Below are 16,506 nucleotides of genomic sequence, written 5' to 3'. Positions count from 1 at the left end.
CCTGGTGGAGGACGAAGTCATCGCTGCGGGATCTCGCGCTGGGAGAGCGGTTTAGCCAGGCATGGAAGCGCCACCGCGACACTCCTAGTGCATCGCATAGCGATGCCACCGGCCAGATCGTCCGGTGCTTCGCGACGAAGGCAAACTTCATGTCGCTTCCTTCGCGAAGTAAGCCGCGGCGCTTTTTAGGATATCCCGCTCGGCCTTCAGCTTGGCGACCTCACGGCGCAGCCACTCGATCTCCTGCTGCTCCGGCATCATCTGCCCGTGGCCGGGAAACGCTTGCGCCGGGTCGGAGCCAAACTCCCTCACCTCGTTTGCGGAGAACATTCTCATGAACATCCAGGTCATGGCCGGCTTGCGCCACCGACACCCGACGTTCCCGGACCACCTTGACCGCCTCCGCCTTGAACTCGCGACTGAACTTCCGTCTCTTCATCGCCACCTTCGGCTTCATGACACACCTAATCTCGCTGTCCATCAAACCGGCAGCAGCTCAGTTGGAGAGTTCAAAAGGGAAGCTCAGCAAAAAACCATTCAAAGCGCCGAGTGACATTGAAACATGAGGGATCGACTCATTGTGGCTCCGCCAGCTACTCTACGGAAGTTGGAGGAGTGTCCAGGAGCGACGCTGTGTCGCGTGCGTATAGGCCGTGAATGAAGAAGGATCTGCGAACGGCACGCTGGTACTCGTTGTCCAATTCCAACCGGTGGCCACCACGAACCAACAGGAAGCCGGCCTTGCAATAGGCCGATGCGATGGCCTTCCCTATTGCCGGAGAGAATACGACTAGCCGATTACCTAGAGCCGAAGTACGTTTGCTTCGGCGGCCTTGCAGCTTGAAAGGATAAGATTGTGACCATCGATATCGCAAAGATCAGCGAAATGGACCGCCGATCGGTGCTCCATCCTTTCACACAATTGAAGGAGTTTGCGACGGGGGAAGCCGGCGATCCAACCATCGTGGAGACCGGCAAGGGGATTCGCATACAGGATGCCACGGGCAAGGAATTGATTGATGGTTTTGCCGGCCTCTACTGCGTCGACGTCGGCTACGGCCGAGCAGAAGTTGCCGAAGCCATTTCGAGGCAAGCTTACCGGCTCGCCTACTATCATTCCTACGCTGCGCACACGACCGACGAGTTGGCCATCCTCTCCGATCGACTGGTGAAGATGGCGCCAGGCAAGATGAGCAAGGTGTTCTATGGAATGTCTGGCTCGGACGCCAACGAGACGCAGGCCAAGCTTGTCTGGTACTACAACAATCTTCGGGGGAAGCCGAAAAAGAAGAAGATTATTTCAAGAGAGCGGGGATACCACGGCTGCAGCATCATCGCCGGTTCGATGATCGGTATGAGCTTCTATCACGATCACATGGACCTGCCATTTTCAGCGATAGTCCATACAGGCGTCCCGCATCATTATTGGGCGGCACATCCGGGCGAAACCGAACTGGAGTTTTCGAAACGTCGCGCCGCCGAGCTCGATGAGCTTATTCAAAGGGAAGGGCCCGAAACCGTCGGCGCCTTCATTGGCGAGCCTCGGCACCGGCGGTATCACGCCTCCGCCGGAGGGCTACTGGGAAGCGATCCAAGCCGTGCTCCGCAAACACGACGTGCTCCTGGTCGCCGACGAAGTGTTTACCGGCTTCGGTCGCACTGGTTCGATGTTCGGGTCTCAGCACTACGGGATAGAGCCCGATCTGATCACTATCGCCAAAGGTTTGACCTCCGCTTACTTTCCACTGTCTGGTGCAATCGTTAGCGAGAAGGTCTATCAGGTCACGGAAGACGCAGCTGACCGTGTCGGCGCGTTCTCCCATGGCTATACGTACTCCGGCCATTCGATCGGCGCTGCTGCGGCGAACGCAGTGCTCGACATCGTGGAGAGGGAAGATCTACCTGGCAGGGCCGACACCGTCGGTACTTACTTCCAGGCCCAGTTGCAAGCCAAGTTCGCGCAGCTACAATCGTCGGCGAGGTTCGCGGTGTCGGACTCATGGGAGCCATCGAATTCGTCGAAGATCGTGAGAGGAAGACCCGCTTCGACCCGGCGCTTAAAGTTGGTGCACGGGTTTCTAAGGCGGCGCGCGATCGTGGGCTGATCGCCCGAGCCACGCCGCATGGCGATATTTTGGGCTTCGCGCCCGCGCTCGTCATCACGAAAGCCGAATTCGACGAATCGTCTCTATTGCAGAATCCGCTGTTCGCTCGGTCATGGACGAGCTGGTCTACGAGGGACATAAGCTTTAGTGCCGCTGTTGCTTGACGCGCGGCAAGCACGAAAAAAATCAGCCGCTCGCCACGACGCAAGGAGCGAATTTGAAAGTTGACGCAAGAAGGCCGTGGTAACCGTCCACGGCCCTCTGCTTCGACAGATCAGCTCATCGTTGGCATTACAAATTCGGCGCCTGACCGGATGCCGGTCGGCCACCTCGTCGTGATTGTCTTGAGCTTGGTGTAGAATCGGACTCCTTCAGGACCATGCATGTGGTGGTCGCCGAAAAGAGACGCTTTCCAACCACCGAACGAGTGGAACGCCATCGGCACCGGGATCGGGACGTTGATGCCAACCATTCCCACCTGAATTTGGTGCGCAAACTGACGGGCTGCGTCACCATCCCTTGTGAAGATAGAAGTGCCGTTGCCGAATTCATTGTTGTTGATCATCTCGGCTGCCTCATCATAAGACCTGGCGCGTGCCACCGCGAGGACCGGACCGAAGATCTCTTCACGGTAGATTTTCATGTCGGTGGTCACGCAGTCAATCAGACTTCCACCGATGAAATATCCGTTTTCATAGCCCTGGCGCCGGAAATCGCGTCCGTCGACAATCAGCTTTGCACCCTGTTCGGCGCCCGCGTCGATGTAACTCCGGACCTTGTCGAGGTGCGGCTTTGTCACCAAGGGCCCCATTTCAGCCTCGGGATCGGTGCCGGGACCGATGTTCAGGGCGCGGACCTTGGGGGCCAGCTTTTCGATCAGCCGCTCAGCGTGGTATCCCCGATGGGCACCGCACCGAAATCGCCATGCAGCGCTCGCCAGCAGAGCCATAGGCTGCACCCATCAGCGCCTCGATCGCCTGGTCCAGGTCGGCGTCCGGCATGATAATCATGTGGTTCTTGGCGCCGCGAAGAGCCTGGCAGCGCTTGCCGTGGCGAGTGGCCGTCTCATAGATGTAACGGGCAATCGGAGTGATCCACAAAGCTCACTGCCACGAATCGGGATCGGTCAGGATGGCGTCCACCGCCTCCTTATCACCGTGCACGACGTTGAAGACTCCGTCCGGCAGCCCGGCCTCCTTCAACCACTGCGCGAGAATGAGCGACGCTGACGGATCCCGCTCCGAGGGCTTCAGGATGAAACTATTACCGCATGCGAGCGCCACCGGAAACATCCACAGAGGCACCATGGCTGGAAAGTTAAACGGTGTAATTCCCGCGACCACTCCAAGCGGTTGACGCAAAGAGTAACTGTCGACGCGCGTACCTAGGTTTTTGGTGACTTCTCTTTCAAGGAGTTGCGGTGCTGCGGTCGCGAACTCGACGACCTCCATGCCGCGCTGGATCTCGTCTTTTGCGTCCGAGAGCACCTTTCCGTTCTCGGCGGTGATGACCTCGGCAAGCTCGTCGATCCTGTCTTCCATGATCCGCAGAAAGCGGTTGAGAATGCGCGCGCGTGGCAGCGGAGGGGTGTTAGCCCAAGCCGGAAAGGCTCTCCGGGCCGCCGTGACTGCGGCCTGAACGTCTTGCGCCGTAGCCAGGCCCAGAGTTGCGGATTGCTCGCCGGTGGCCGGATTGTAGACGAGCGAAGTGCGGGTGCTCCGGCTAGGTACCAACTCACCATTGATGAAATGCGGAATAGTCGCCGCCATGGACTCTCTCCTGTATCAGCGCTTGATCAACTCCCCTATGGAGCGCATAGAATTGCGCATCAAGGGCCGAATTAGCGGCTCGGTTGCGCAGAAAGTATAGTCGATGGATTGGGAGCGGGTCCGGATGTTCCTCGAGGTTGCGCGCGCCGGGCAGATTCTGAAGGCCTCAAAGAACCTGCGCCTGAATCATGCAACGGTCACTCGCCAGCTCACAGCGCTGGAGCGTAGCCTGAAAACCAAATTGCTCGAAAGGCACACGTCAGGCTGCACATTGACGGCTTCCGGTGAGGCCCTGCTCGCTGCGGCCGAGCGCGCAGAAAGCGAATTTCTAAAAGTGGGGTCCAGCATAGGCTCTGACGCATATTCGATGATCGGGATTGTTTTTATGGCGCGCCAATCAGCCTAGCCTGAAGGAGATCGAGCTTAGCGCGCCCGTACATTTGCCGTTTGACCAGCTTGAGCTTGGTGATCTGAGCTTCCACTTGGCCATTGGACCATGGTTGCGTGATAGCCGCGTGCACCGCGCCCTTATCGTTGGCAATGCCATTCGCGAACGAGGCAATGAGGCTCCGCTTGGATTCCTCAATCCAAGGTTCGAGCTCCATCTCGGCCTTCTTTCGGATCATCGCGTGGAAGCGGCCAACGAGAGCTTGGGCATCGGCCAGCATAGGAACGTTTTGTTCGATGACCGCAAGCGTGACGGTCTCGGCTTTGGTTAGGTGGTCGCGCTTCGTCGTCATCAGCTGCGCTATCGTCCTGGCGGCGGGGACCTTCTGCAATTGTTGATGGCTGATAGTCTCGGCACGTCGCCGTCGCGTCGCCCATTCCGCCACGACGCGCAGCGATCCCTTGAAGCCTTGTCCCTTCAAGCGGCGCCAGAGCTCGGCACCGTTGCGACAGCCGACTGACCACTGCGCGTCCACGAACGGCAGATGCCCGTCCAGGGTGCTTTGACGGGTGCGGAACATATCCGTACCGCCGCCGCGGCTAATTTGGCGAACCAGATTGCGACTATGTCCTGTGCGGCGGACGATCTCCTTGAGCGACACACCGTCGCTGACGAGAGCCGTAATTACGGCATGGCTGTCCTGCCGCCGCAAATAGCCCTGATAGCGCAGCTTTTCCGCACAGGTCAGCAATTCCGGGTTGATCGTCGTCGCTCCAATTGCGGTTCGGATTCTGTTCATGGAGCGGCGCACCGCATCAAGGAAGGCCGCGCTCGCATTTTCCATCAGATGCCAGCGGTCGGCGACCTGGATGGCGTTCGGCAGCGCCTTAGCTGCTGCCTCGCCATATCCACCACCGCGATCCCGCGACACAATGTTGATCGCTGGGTGCTTCGATAGCCACGCCCGAACGGTCGCAGTCTCCCTGTCGGGCAGCAGGGTAACGATCCGCCGACGCTCCAAATCGCACACGATCGTCCCGTATCGATGGTTTCTCCGGAACGCCCAGTCATCGATGCCCACAACAAGCAATGGATCGGTCGGCATCGCCGTCCGCCGACGGACCACCCGTAGCAAGGTATCGTTGCTGACAGGCAGCATGAGCCGCTTGGCGAAGCTTGCCGCCGGCCGACCGCCGAGCGCCAACCCCAAGTGATGGACGATGTATTCCAGCCGTGCTGTCCGGCGCCGTCGCAGCGGGACGATGTCTTCTCCGAACCGCTCCGCGAAGATCCGCCGGCGGCAATGCGGCACCTCGCATGTGAAGCGCCGCGTGAGCAATCGGAGGCGCACCTTTCTGCCCGCTGATGGCAAATCGGCAACGTGCCGGACGTAGCGGCTATGGATGCGGCTCGACGCTGTCGCGCACAAAGGGCACCGAGCCTCCGCAGCTTCCGACCTAACAGACAGAATAAGCGAATCCATTGAGTCACTTACACCATCAAACACCAAACCACTCGGTACTAGCGATGAGATTTGAAAGCCCGTCCGCATGGCGCTGATTCTCCGTTTGAGAACCACAGTCGCCCGGCAGACTTCATCGGAAATGAGTCAGACCCCAGCATAGGAGCGGCGAGCGAGGCGATCACCGGTACGGTGCGGGTCGGCGCGCCGGACGGACTTGGCAATTATTTCCTGGCCGATCGTCTGGGCGCGCTGGCAGCAAGCCATCCTGGGCCGGTAATTCAGCTCGTACCGCTTCCACGCACCTTCTCCTTGTCGAGACGAGAAGCCGACATCGCTATCACGCTGGAGCGGCCGAAGCAGGGGCGGCTCATCCTTTCAAAATTGACTGATTACACTCTTAGCGTCTACGCGGCAGACACTTACCTTGCACGAGAAGGGCCAGTCAAAACTCAGGCTGAACTTGAAGGGCGGTTGTTCGTCACGCATGTTGAGGATTTCGTCTATAGCCGTGCTTTGGATTACGCATCGGCTCTTGGCCGTCTCATGTCGCGCCGGTACGAATGCGGAAGCGTCGTTGCACAGATGGAGGCGGTCCGAGCTGGCCACGGCGTTGGCATTCTTCACGATTACGTGGCCAGGCGTTACCCCAAGCTCAGGCAGTTACTCCCCGATCTACGCTTCGTTCGAAACTACTGGCTCACCTCGCATCCCGACACACATGAAACGCGGAGAGTTCAGGAGGTACACCGCTTTATCGCTGCGTCCGTGAAGGCCGCTAGGTCATCTTTCGAGGGGACTTGACCACGCTTACAGATCGCTCCGGAATAGCTTCGAGCTTCGCTCCTGATCCGGCGCATTCAATGAACACCCTCAGGGCGGACGAGACGAACGTATCTTTCCGGTGAACAAACACGGTGGTCGCTTTTGAAGGTGCCATTGGGCAGTGATTGGTGCCGGATCAACCCTTGGCGTTCGGCCGGCTCAACCACAACACCTGGAATGTGCGAAACGCAGACCGATGCGGCGACACAGCCGATGACTTCATCGAGCGTTCCCATCTGTCCAGCGCAGGCCCCGCGTGGCGTTCGCGCACCATTACATCAGCCGATCGTGTCAAAGCTGATGCCGCCCCTCCCGCCCCAACATTCCGCGAATTCGTTCGTCGGTACCTGAAGCGGCCAATAGCGGGAAGGGCGGAGCCTCTCAAAAAGCCATGACGCTGAGGCGGTGCAATCTCGTTCGCACATCGGAACTATGAGCGATAGTTGGTCATTCGTCGAAGCGGACGTGTGTCATCCGCTCTGACTGCCACAAACGCTTTGCAACGGACTGGTCTTTGGCATTGAGCGGCACCTTCGCAGGTGCTGGCAGCCCTCTGGTTTCCATGGAACGATCTGGTCCGTAATAACCGCCAGTTTCGGCTTCCGGGCACGTTGCTCCATATAACAACGGTAGGGCCCCTGCTGGGAAGATTGAAGCAGAACCGGCGCCAGCACGCGAAGCAAAAAGGGCATTCTGTTCTGCCTTGTCGGATCGGCCGTGCCTGAGAGATCAGTTCGCGCTAACCCCGGATGCACGGCAATACTTTTGATACCCCACTGCCTAGCCAGGGCGCGGCGGTGAAGTTCAAGAGAAAACATCAGGTTTGCCAATTTGAACTGCGCATACGCTGTCATTGGCCGGTACCGATGTTCCGACTGCAGGTCATCGAAGTCGATGACACCACCGTTCGCCGCCAGCGCACAAACATTGACGACACGCGGGTCGCGCCCTGCCTGTGTTTCGGCACGTCAGAGCCCAAGAGGGACCCCTTTGATCGGCGTGCTCTGCTGGTAGCGCTCGGGTCGTCGGAGCTGGTCGGGGTTGCGGAGACGGCGCGAGCGCGGGTTGTTTGAACATCGTCGCGGCTTTTGAATCGCCAGCTGTCGTTGCCGGTCTCGACGATGTCGCAGTGATGGGTCAACCGGTCGAGTAGCGCGGTGGTCATTTTGGCATCACCGAACACGTCAGAGTACCCCTATTGTCGAGCGGGTCGTGTCTCACGTCACGATCACTGACCCGCATCATTTTCTTTTAGGGCACCGGGTTGAGGTGCTGAAGCAGCGGTCGGGGCGCGGTCCCGCCTACGTCGTTGTCGCGCTGCCGGACGGCCGGCCGCGGGCGGTTCGGATCGCGTCGACGGATCTTGCCAAGACGATAACTTCCGGCCCGAACGCCGCCGATCTGCCGCGCATCAGCGCACGTACGCTGATCCCATTGATGCAACATTTGAGCGCGAGTCTGAGCTTTCTCGACGAGAAGGTGATTCGCGATGACCCACCGACCGCTTCCAGGTCGCGTTGCGTATCGACCCCTGCCGACGTTGGCAAAGCCACCTGGCCGTCCGGCCGACATTCCGCGCCTGTGGCCGAATCTATCGACCGCGACGCAAACCCAGATCGCTCAAATCTTCGCCGCGCTGCTGCGGCGGATGCAAGCGGTTCCCGGCACGCCCGGAAGAGGACTGGGTCGTGCTGATCAGCTTGAACGTCGCTGACGAGCGGCTCACGACTGCGCACCGAGCGAAGTTGGCCTATGTCTACGTGCGGCAGTCATCCGTAAACCAGGTGCGTCAGCACCACGAGAGCACGGAGCTGCAGTACCGCCTCGTCGATCGCGCCATCGGTCTGGGCTGGGCGCGTCCAGGTCATTGATGAGGATCTGGGCAAATCCGGTGCTGGCGGTGTGGATCGTCATGGTTTCCAGAAGCTCATTGCCGAGATCGGCCTTGGCAACGCCGGTCTCGTGGTGAGCCTCGACGCTTCTCGCTTGGCCCGCAACAACCGGGACTGGCATCAGCTTCTCGAGCTGTGCTCGGTGTTCGGCGTGCTCATTGCGGATGGCGAGCGGCTTTACGATCCGCGCGCCTACCACGACCGCCTGCTGTTGGGCTTGTCCGGCATCATGAGCGAGGCGGAGTTGCATCAGCTTCGAATGCGCCTTCACCAAGGGGAACGCCAGAAGGCGGCGCGCGGCGAACTGCGGCTGCCCCTGCCAGCCGGGCTCGCCTATGATCGAGCGGGCACAATTATTCTCAATCCCGATGAGGAGGTGCAGGCCCGCCTTCACCTCGTGTTCGCCAAATTCCGGGAACTGCAAAGCGCTCGCCGTGTGATGCGTTACTTGGACAGGAACGGATTGTCCTTGCCGGTTCGACCGCTGCTTGGACCATCTCCACATGAGATCGTCTGGCGGGCGCCAGATAGTGCACGCGTCCTTAGCGTCCTTCAAAATCCGGCCTATGCTGGGGCATACGTTTATGGCCGACGGCAAAACGATCCGAGCCGATGCCGGCCAGGATCGCTGACGGGAACGGTCAAGGTGGCGATCGGGGATTGGGCGGTTTGCCTCCACGCCGCTCACCCAGGGTATATCAGCTGGGAGGAGTTCATGGCCAATCAGGGGCGACTGGCAGATAACGTCTTCCGCTATGAGGCAGGACATTCTGGCGTACCGCGCAAGGGGGCCGCCCTGTTACAAGGAATTGCGATCTGCGGCCGTTGCGGACGGCGCATGAGCATGCGCTACACTGGCCCGAATGCCGACTATCCGGTCTATTGCTGCCGCTCGGATCGGGACCAGCAAGGCAGTGCACTGTGTCAGGAAGTCCGGGCCTTGGCCGTTGACGCGCTGGTCGAGCGGGTGGTCCTCGATGCCCTCGTGCCGGATCAGATTGAGATCGCGCTCGCGGCGGCAGGCCAACTGGAGCAGGAGAGCCGTCAGCTCGAGCGCCAGTGGGTGCTTCGCGTGGAGCGCGCCCGCTACGAGGCCGAGCGCGCTCGGCGTCAGTATGACGCCGTAGAACCCGAGAACCGTCTTGTGGCGCGCTCACTTGAGCGGGCTTGGGAAGAGAAGCTGCATGTCGTCGAGGCGGTCGCGCAGCAGCATGCGCGTTGGCGCGTACAAGAGCCGCTTCTGATTGGCCCGGCGGAACGCGCCGGGCTACAAGCACTCGGCGAGAACCTGCCACGGATTTGGAACGCGGCCACCACGTCGGCAGCCGATCGCAAGCGCATTCTGCGATTTCTCATCCGCGAAGTGGTTCTTGATCAGAAGCGGACCCGAGGTCAAGTGTGGCTCAAGATCGTCTGGCAGACCGGCGCAACCAGCGAGCATCACGTACAACGGCGCGTTCACACCTACCGCGATTACACCGACATTGATCGGTTGCGGCGACGGATCGTCGAGTTGAATGCTGAACACAAAATGGATGCCGAGATCGCGGCGATACTCAATCAGGAAGGCTTCGTCGCGGCCCGAGGCTGCGCCTTCAAAGGCGAGAACGTCTGGGTATTACGTACCCGCTGGGGCATTCCCACCGTCAAAATCAACGGCATGGACAAGAACCCAATGCGCTGGCCCGACGGGAGCTTCTCGATTCAGGGCGCGGCCACTGAGCTTGGAGTAACCCCGCAGACGGTGTTCGATTATCTCGCGCGCGGATTGCTGGCGGGTCATCAATTGGCCAAGGGCCAGCCATGGCAGATCGAGCTCTCGGACAAACAAATCACTCAGCTTCGCAACCGGGTACGACGCACCAAGCGTTCCAAGAAGGAGGCATCATGAAGTCATCGGCTCGCCGAACACGCTGGGCCATTCGCCGAACGCAAGATTGGTGGTGACAATGATCGAGGTGCGCTCGTAGAGCCGGCTGATGAGATGGAACAGGAGCTGACCGCCGGATTGCGCGAACGGCAGATAGCCCAGCTCGTCGAGAACGATGAAGTCCATGCGGGTCAGATGCTCGGCGAGCCGTCCCTGCCGACCGTTGCGGGTCTCGGTCTCGAGCCGGTTGACGAGGTCGACGACGTTGTAGAAGCGTCCTCTGGCGCCATCGCGGATGCAACTTCTGGCGATGGCAATGGCGAGGTGGGGTTTGCCTGGCCGGTGCCGCCAACCAGCACGACGTTGCGTTGTTGGGCGATGAAGCCGCCGCCAGCGAGATCATTGACGAGAGTCTGATTGATCGGCGTCCCATCGAACTGGAAGTCGGCGATGTCCTTGGCAAGCGGCAGCTTGGCAATGGTGAGCTGGTATTTGATCGACCTGGCTTGCTTCTCGTTGATCTCGGCGTTGAGCAGGTCGCCCACAATGCGCTGAGGTTCGTGCTGGCGCTTGACGGCAGTTGCCATGATCTCGTCGAAGGCAGCCTTCATGCCGTAGAGCTTGAGTTCGCCCATGAGGTCGAAGATTTGGGTTCGTTCCATCAGATGGTCCTCCGGAGGTTGTCGTAGCGGGCACAATCGGCGATCGGTGCATGGCGGAGCGTCAGTGCGGCCGGCGTCATGATGTTGGCCGGTGGGGCGGGTTCACGTTGACGGGCCAGGATATTGAGAACCACATCGGCGGAATGGACGCTGTGACTGAGCGCTTCGGCACAGGCCGCTTCCACCGCGGACAGACCGTCAGTCAGCACCGCATTAAGGATGTCGACCATCTGCCGATTGCCATCGTCGGTGCTGGCAAGCTTGCGCCGGATCCGCCCGATCGCTGCCGGCCAGTCCTTGAAGGGTGCACCGTTGCGCAAGGCACCGGGTTTGCGCGCCAGCACCGGCACATAGTGCCAGGGGTCGTAGACGGTCTCGCCGCGTCCGAAGCATCGTGGATGCTCCGCAACGATGCGTCCGTCCTGACGGATCACGATGCGATCGGCATAGGCTTGAACCTCGACCGGTCGTCCGACTGCATTGGCTGCGACCGAGTACTTGTTGTTGTCGAAGCGCACCAGGCAGGTCTTCGAGACCGATGCCGTCACCGCATGGAAGCCGTCGAAGCGGCCGGCATAGGGAACGAGTTTGGGGCGTTCGGCTTCGAACACGTCCCAGATCGTCTGATCGGCCAGCTCCGGATGGCGATGAGCCTTGGCGTAGGCGATGCACTTGTCGAGCAGCCAGGCGTTTAACTCGTCGAGGTTTTTGAACCGCATCCGCGGCGTGAAGAAGCGCTCCCGGACCAGCCCGACCTGGTTCTGACCTGGCCCTTCTCCCAGCCCGACGCTGGCGTACAGGCGACCGGATCGACCAGATAGTGGCTGCACATCTGCAGGAAGCGGCGATTGTAGAGACGGCCTTTACCGACGAAGATCGTCTCTACGGTGTAAAAGTATGCACTTGACCTGACAACTGGCTCTTCGTCGTGGTGGGTGTCCGACGAAGCTTTTGTGTCCGGCGCTAGGCCGCCGGCAGCAATTTCTCCCTCGCAACGGGCAGTGCGTCAAGGAAGGTTTGCATGGGTGTCTTTCCATAGCACCATCGTCCCTGATGCGGGCCCGTTTTGTTGTACGCCGTCACCCAACCATCGAGATCATTCTGCAACTCGTCGATGGTGCGATAGATTTTCTTGCGGAACGCCACGCGATAGAACTCATCAAGCACGGTTCGATGGAAGCGCTCGCAGATTCCGTTAGTCTGCGGGCTCTTGGCCTTGGTCCGGGTATGATCGATGTCCTCGACGGCGAGGTAGAGCTCGTAGTCGTGATGTTCGGGATTGCCGCAATACTCGGTGCCGCGATCCGTCAGCACCCGGCACAGCACAATGCCGTGTTCCTCGAAGAACGGCAGCACCCGATCGTTCAGAATCTCCGCCGCAGTGATTGGCGTCTTGGGGTCGTAGAGCTTGGCGAAGACCACCTTGGTGTAGGTATCGATGAAGGTCTGCTGATAGATGCGGCCCACGCCCTTCATGTTGCCGACATAGAACGTGTCCTGGGCGCCGCAATAACGGGGACATTCGCTCTCGAACTCGCCGTGGACCTCCTTCTCGGTCTTGGCTTTCTCCAGCGCCACGACCTGGGCTTCGGTGAGGACAAAGCCCTCCTGCGCCATCCTGACTTCGAGCGCCTTGAGCCGCGTCCTGGTGTTCGCCAGATCGTGGCGCAACCAGACCGCCCGCACCCCGAATGGCGAGATCGACAAGCCCTGTTTCTTCAGCTCCTTGGAAACCCGCACCTGGCCCCAGGACGGTTGTTCGATCGCCAGCGCCACCACGGCCGCTTCGATCTCAGGCGCAACACGGTTCTTCAGGATCGGCTTCTTGCGGCTGATCTCAGCAAGCGCCAGTTCGCCGCCTTTGTCATACAGCTCCTTGAACCGGTAGAAGCTGTCGCGACTATATCCCATCATCTTGCAGGCCTGGCTGACATTGCCAAGTTGCTTGGCCAGTTCCAACACCCCGACCTTAGCGCGCGAATGACTTTCTGCTCTTGTGTCATGGTTGCATCTCCTGTGCGAGACGCTGCGGGGCAGCGCGGGAGCGCCCGTCCGGGTGAGCGCTCCCGCTCGCCCCGCAGCTCCATTCCCACCGGTTCAAACCAATCTGTCAGATTAAATGGAACTTCTACACCGTTCGCCATGCGCCTTGGCAAGGCCTGCGACCAGCGTCGTCGCCGTGGTGAACTGCACCGTGTCCCCGGCCAGGATCGCCTCTCGCCCCAGCGCGATCGACAAGTGCGTCTTGCCGACTCCGGGTGGCCCGAGCAACAGCACGTCGAGATGGGCGGCGTCGACGATCCGCAGCCGGCGTCCCTCGGACTGCTTGTGCACTGCGACCTGGTGCAATCCATGGCGGATCCGGACTTCGCCGGCCGCGATCGTTACCGCCACGCGCTCGCCAATAAGGCGCCACGGCACCGAGTAGCTGTTCCTGTCTCGATCTCGACGGCGCAATCATTGCCGACGACGCGGGTCAGTTCACGCAACGATCCGAACGACGGCTGCCCTCCGAGCGGCTTCAACCGATGTATCTCCTCACGCGCGAAGCGGATGATCGGCGCCTCGCCGGTCGTGCCGTGGATACGAACGTTCGCAACCTCACGCTCCCATCTGTCGAGATGCGCCTCGAATGCTTCCCAACTTGGGAAGGAATGACCGGCGATCGCATTTTTCTTCACGTAGCCGACGCCGTTCTCCGTCTTGCCCTTCGTGCGCGCCCGATATGGCGCGCAGGCGCGAGGACGGAAGCCCCAATGCTTTGCGAAGGCTATAAGCTTGTCGTTGAACTGAACCGACCGGCTCACCGCGTCGTGGCGCACGACAAGCGCGCGTGGATTGTCCATCAGCACTTCCTCCGGCACACCGCTGAAGGTCGTGAATGTGCTCTCGAGCCCGGCGAACCAATGCTCCTGCCTCTCGGCCCGGAACGCACGCACATGGAGCCGTCGCGAGTGCCCGAGCGTCGCCACGAACACGAATGCCTTGACTTTCGCCCCTCCGATCTCGACCAGGCGCTCCCCGAAGTCGATCTGCAGCTGCTGACCCGGTGGCGTCTCAAACCGCGTCGTCGCCAGCGCCTCCGCCTTCAGCGCCTGGCGATAGGGCTGCACGGCGCGTTGCAGCGTCCGCCGGCTGACTGCCACGCCTTTCTCGGCCAACAGGTCCTGGCGCACCACATCGGCATTGCCGCGATGCCGAATGAGCCTCTCGCGCAGCCAGCCCTCAAGGCCGTCGAGCTGCTTCTTCCGCTCAGGCGACTTGAACGGCTTCACACCGCCCGCCGCAACGTAGTCTTTCACAGTGTGATGGCTGCAGCCCAGCTGCCGCGCAATCCGCTTCACACCCCATCCGCACGCCCTCAGGCGCATCATCTCCGCCACGTCATCCGGCGTCTTCATCACCTGCCCCCGTGGATCATTCCACGGCGAGCCTTCAGTGATTCGTTCCCGCTTCATTCACTCTCTCCTCAGCTATTCGAGGAGGGGCAATTCCTCGTGACGCAGAGGGGGCAGTTTTCCATGGCGCGCGACACTTCGGTTGAGTGCTCCTCCGGTCGCAACGCCATTAAGGGTTCGCCCTCCGCCCTAGAGCCTCCCTCGTGGAGGTTGGCAGTCCTCTTGGCCCAGCGAACCGGCTAGAACTCAAAATGGAGATTTAGGATGAACGAAGGTCAATGCCGAACTCACCTATCGGAATTCCAAAGGGATTTTGGCTGCCCCAGTCAGGCCGGACGGCAGATTGCATCTCGTTAGGAGAGTGCGCAAGTGTGTGACAGTAGCTCAAGCACCAGGGCTTCGACGCTGCGGCATATCTAAGGACAAGTATCATGCCGCTTAGAAGCTGAGCGCATGTTCTTGATCGACGAAGCCTTGACTCGTGTGGACATGGCACTTCTTGCGAAAGAGGGGGTCATCCGGTCCGCCAAACGTTCGTCACGGCCGCAGGAGCGCCATGACGTTCCAAGGCGACCCGCGCCATGACCGCATCGATGCGGCATCATCAGAGACGAATCGAGGGCTTAAGCTTCCAGTCGCAAAGGTTCTCTTGTCGACGATCGTCCTGGCGGCGACTACCTAAAGCGGTAGGCCCACCTCCTCGAACAAAGAGCTATGTTTTGGTTGCGCGCATAGGTCCCGTTGACAAGTGCGTGGAAGTATCAGACCAGCGGACGGGACCACATTCGCGAAAATTCAAACAGCTCGCTTTCGGCTGATATATTAAATCGGGAGGAGATTAGGTTCAGAGTTGCTCTGAGCGCCGGCGGATCCGCAAGGCCAGCGGCACAGGGAAAACCCATCTTGCTGAAAGCGCTGCCCGCGAGGTGAGGCCCAGCTGTGGCGGAACAACGATCGACTGCAAAGATCGGAGCAAGGTCGACTAATGACTCCTCCAATGTCTTCGATTTGAAGCTCCGCAACGTCAGAGACCCGAGAAGAGAAGATCGTTGAGAAAGAGAATCTAGAGTTGTCACGAGCGGGACCATGACATCCTAAAGGTTGCGGCGCTCAATGGACACGGTTCCGGTTCTGAACAAAAAGCGAAACGGTAGCTCTTGGAAGCTTGGGGGCCTTTGGCAAGCATGAGCTCGGACTTCGGCCGGCTGGAAGCCTTCTCGGGATGCAGTGCCAGGCATGCCGGACTGATCACGATCAGGGGTCCAATTGGCTTCTAACCTTCGTCCGTAACGCACGGCCACATCTCGGTTTATGCAACGGACCGGGAGGGACCGACCGACAATCATTCCCAACGGATCGCGCAAACGCCGCGTAGACCGCCGTGTTCACCTTGCGTTTGAGCCTCGCCTCTCGAAAATGGCCAGCATGATCGGGGAATTCTTTTTGGTGGCTGAAAAACACCACACTGCCGCTACCCAACAAACGAATGGAGGCGTGTCGTGAGGCGCGTGAAGGGAAAAGTCATTCTGGTCACGGGCGGGGCTCGAGGGATGGGGGCCGCTCATGCCCGCCTGCTGGTAGACGAGGGCGCAAGAGTGGTGATCGGTGATCTTCTTGAGGAAGAAGGAGAACTCTTCGCGGCTCAACTTGGCACGTCGGCTCTATATGTGCGTCAGGACGTCACAGAACCGGAGGATTGGGGCAACGCGATCGCGAGCGCAGAAAGTCGCTTCGGCGTGCTGAACGGCCTAGTCAACAACGCGGCCATCTACAGCCTTGCGCCGATCGAGCAGCTCTCGCTCGAGCAGTGGAACAAAACCTTGGCGGTCAATCTGACTGGTGTGTTCCTCCGCATGCAGGCGGCTCTCCCGGCGATGCGCCGCGCTGGCGGCGGCTCGATCGTGAACATCTCATCGGCTGAGGGGCTGCGCGGTAGTGCAGGGCTCAATGACTATGTCGCCTCGATGTTCGGGGTTCGGGGTCTGACGAAGTGCGCCCCCCCCGGGGGGGGGGGGGGGGGGGGGGGGGGGGTGGGGGGTTGGGGGGGGGGGGGGGGGTGGGGGGGGGGGGGGCGGGGGGGGGGGGGGGGGGGGGCGGGGGTGGGGGGGGGGGGGGCGCGGGGCGGGCGGGGGGGG

At 60.5% G+C, this 16,506-nt stretch carries 7 protein-coding genes and 8 pseudogenes; 6 read left to right on the top strand and 9 right to left on the bottom strand.

What is annotated here, in order from left to right; translation table 11 throughout:
* Positions 1 to 7: 7 nt before the first annotated feature.
* A pseudogene (locus AC0L30_RS38605) lies at positions 8 to 439 on the bottom strand (transposase); the annotation flags it as partial.
* A gap of 417 nt (positions 440 to 856) precedes the next feature.
* On the opposite strand from AC0L30_RS38605, the pseudogene AC0L30_RS38600 reads away from it, so the two are divergent.
* Positions 857 to 2,253: pseudogene (locus AC0L30_RS38600) on the top strand (aminotransferase).
* 126 nt (positions 2,254 to 2,379) lie between these two features.
* Here AC0L30_RS38600 and AC0L30_RS38595 read toward each other — a convergent pair.
* Both AC0L30_RS38595 and AC0L30_RS38590 read right to left on the bottom strand, forming a co-directional pair.
* Positions 2,380 to 3,054 carry an aldehyde dehydrogenase family protein gene (locus AC0L30_RS38595; protein ID WP_473309146.1) on the bottom strand — a complete coding sequence of 225 codons (675 nt, stop codon included), beginning with the start codon at positions 3,052 to 3,054 and terminating at the stop codon, positions 2,380 to 2,382.
* A pseudogene (locus AC0L30_RS38590) lies at positions 2,990 to 3,874 on the bottom strand (aldehyde dehydrogenase family protein). The gene AC0L30_RS38595 and the pseudogene AC0L30_RS38590 overlap by 65 nt, the downstream one beginning before the upstream one ends.
* Before the next feature lie 103 nt (positions 3,875 to 3,977).
* Here AC0L30_RS38590 and AC0L30_RS38585 point away from each other — a divergent pair.
* A complete protein-coding gene (locus AC0L30_RS38585; RefSeq protein ID WP_473309147.1) occupies positions 3,978 to 4,280 on the top strand; it encodes a LysR family transcriptional regulator in 303 nt (100 codons plus the stop codon).
* Here the strand turns inward: AC0L30_RS38585 and AC0L30_RS38580 are convergent.
* Positions 4,258 to 5,814: an ISL3 family transposase gene (locus tag AC0L30_RS38580; protein WP_473406459.1), complete on the bottom strand. Its 1,557-nt coding sequence runs from the start codon at positions 5,812 to 5,814 to the stop codon at positions 4,258 to 4,260. The two genes, AC0L30_RS38585 and AC0L30_RS38580, sit on opposite strands and share 23 nt — an antisense overlap.
* On the opposite strand from AC0L30_RS38580, the gene AC0L30_RS38575 reads away from it, so the two are divergent.
* Complete coding sequence (locus tag AC0L30_RS38575) at positions 5,797 to 6,528, top strand: substrate-binding domain-containing protein (RefSeq protein WP_473309414.1); 732 nt, start codon at positions 5,797 to 5,799, stop codon at positions 6,526 to 6,528. The two genes, AC0L30_RS38580 and AC0L30_RS38575, sit on opposite strands and share 18 nt — an antisense overlap.
* A 1,102-nt stretch (positions 6,529 to 7,630) precedes the next feature.
* On the opposite strand, the pseudogene AC0L30_RS38570 reads toward AC0L30_RS38575, so the two are convergent.
* Positions 7,631 to 7,726, bottom strand: a pseudogene (locus AC0L30_RS38570) (ATP-binding protein); the annotation flags it as partial.
* A 511-nt stretch (positions 7,727 to 8,237) separates the two neighbouring features.
* On the opposite strand from AC0L30_RS38570, the gene AC0L30_RS38565 reads away from it, so the two are divergent.
* Both AC0L30_RS38565 and AC0L30_RS38560 read left to right on the top strand, forming a co-directional pair.
* Positions 8,238 to 8,420 (top strand): hypothetical protein, encoded by a 183-nt coding sequence (locus AC0L30_RS38565; RefSeq protein WP_473406458.1) that lies wholly within the window; start codon positions 8,238 to 8,240, stop codon positions 8,418 to 8,420.
* A gap of 31 nt (positions 8,421 to 8,451) precedes the next feature.
* Positions 8,452 to 10,332, top strand: coding sequence for a recombinase family protein (locus AC0L30_RS38560; protein ID WP_473406457.1), 1,881 nt, complete (start codon positions 8,452 to 8,454; stop codon positions 10,330 to 10,332).
* A 15-nt stretch (positions 10,333 to 10,347) separates the two neighbouring features.
* On the opposite strand, the pseudogene istB reads toward AC0L30_RS38560, so the two are convergent.
* From istB to istA, 4 pseudogenes are all read right to left on the bottom strand, one after another.
* Positions 10,348 to 10,973: pseudogene (istB, locus tag AC0L30_RS38555) on the bottom strand (IS21-like element helper ATPase IstB); the annotation flags it as partial.
* Between the two features lie 8 nt (positions 10,974 to 10,981).
* Positions 10,982 to 11,859, bottom strand: a pseudogene (locus AC0L30_RS38550) (Mu transposase domain-containing protein); the annotation flags it as partial.
* Between the two features lie 77 nt (positions 11,860 to 11,936).
* Positions 11,937 to 12,976: pseudogene (locus AC0L30_RS38545) on the bottom strand (IS481 family transposase).
* A 112-nt stretch (positions 12,977 to 13,088) separates the two neighbouring features.
* Positions 13,089 to 14,431 (bottom strand): annotated as a pseudogene (gene istA, locus AC0L30_RS38540) (IS21 family transposase).
* Positions 14,432 to 15,870: 1,439 nt separating this feature from the next.
* Here istA and AC0L30_RS38535 point away from each other — a divergent pair.
* Positions 15,871 to 16,506: SDR family NAD(P)-dependent oxidoreductase (locus tag AC0L30_RS38535; protein ID WP_473406460.1), on the top strand; the 636-nt coding region annotated here is incomplete at its 3' end.

It is taken from the genome of Bradyrhizobium sp. MI1.11 (genome assembly GCF_055811255.1).
This window is presented reverse-complemented; position numbering and strand designations above follow the sequence as displayed.

Coding starts and splice junctions, on each gene's coding strand:
- AC0L30_RS38595 (WP_473309146.1), bottom strand. CDS start 3,054: ATGGCTCTGCTGGCGAGCGCTGCATGGCGATTTCGGTGCGGTGCCCAT.
- AC0L30_RS38585 (WP_473309147.1), top strand. CDS start 3,978: ATGGATTGGGAGCGGGTCCGGATGTTCCTCGAGGTTGCGCGCGCCGGG.
- AC0L30_RS38580 (WP_473406459.1), bottom strand. CDS start 5,814: ATGCGGACGGGCTTTCAAATCTCATCGCTAGTACCGAGTGGTTTGGTG.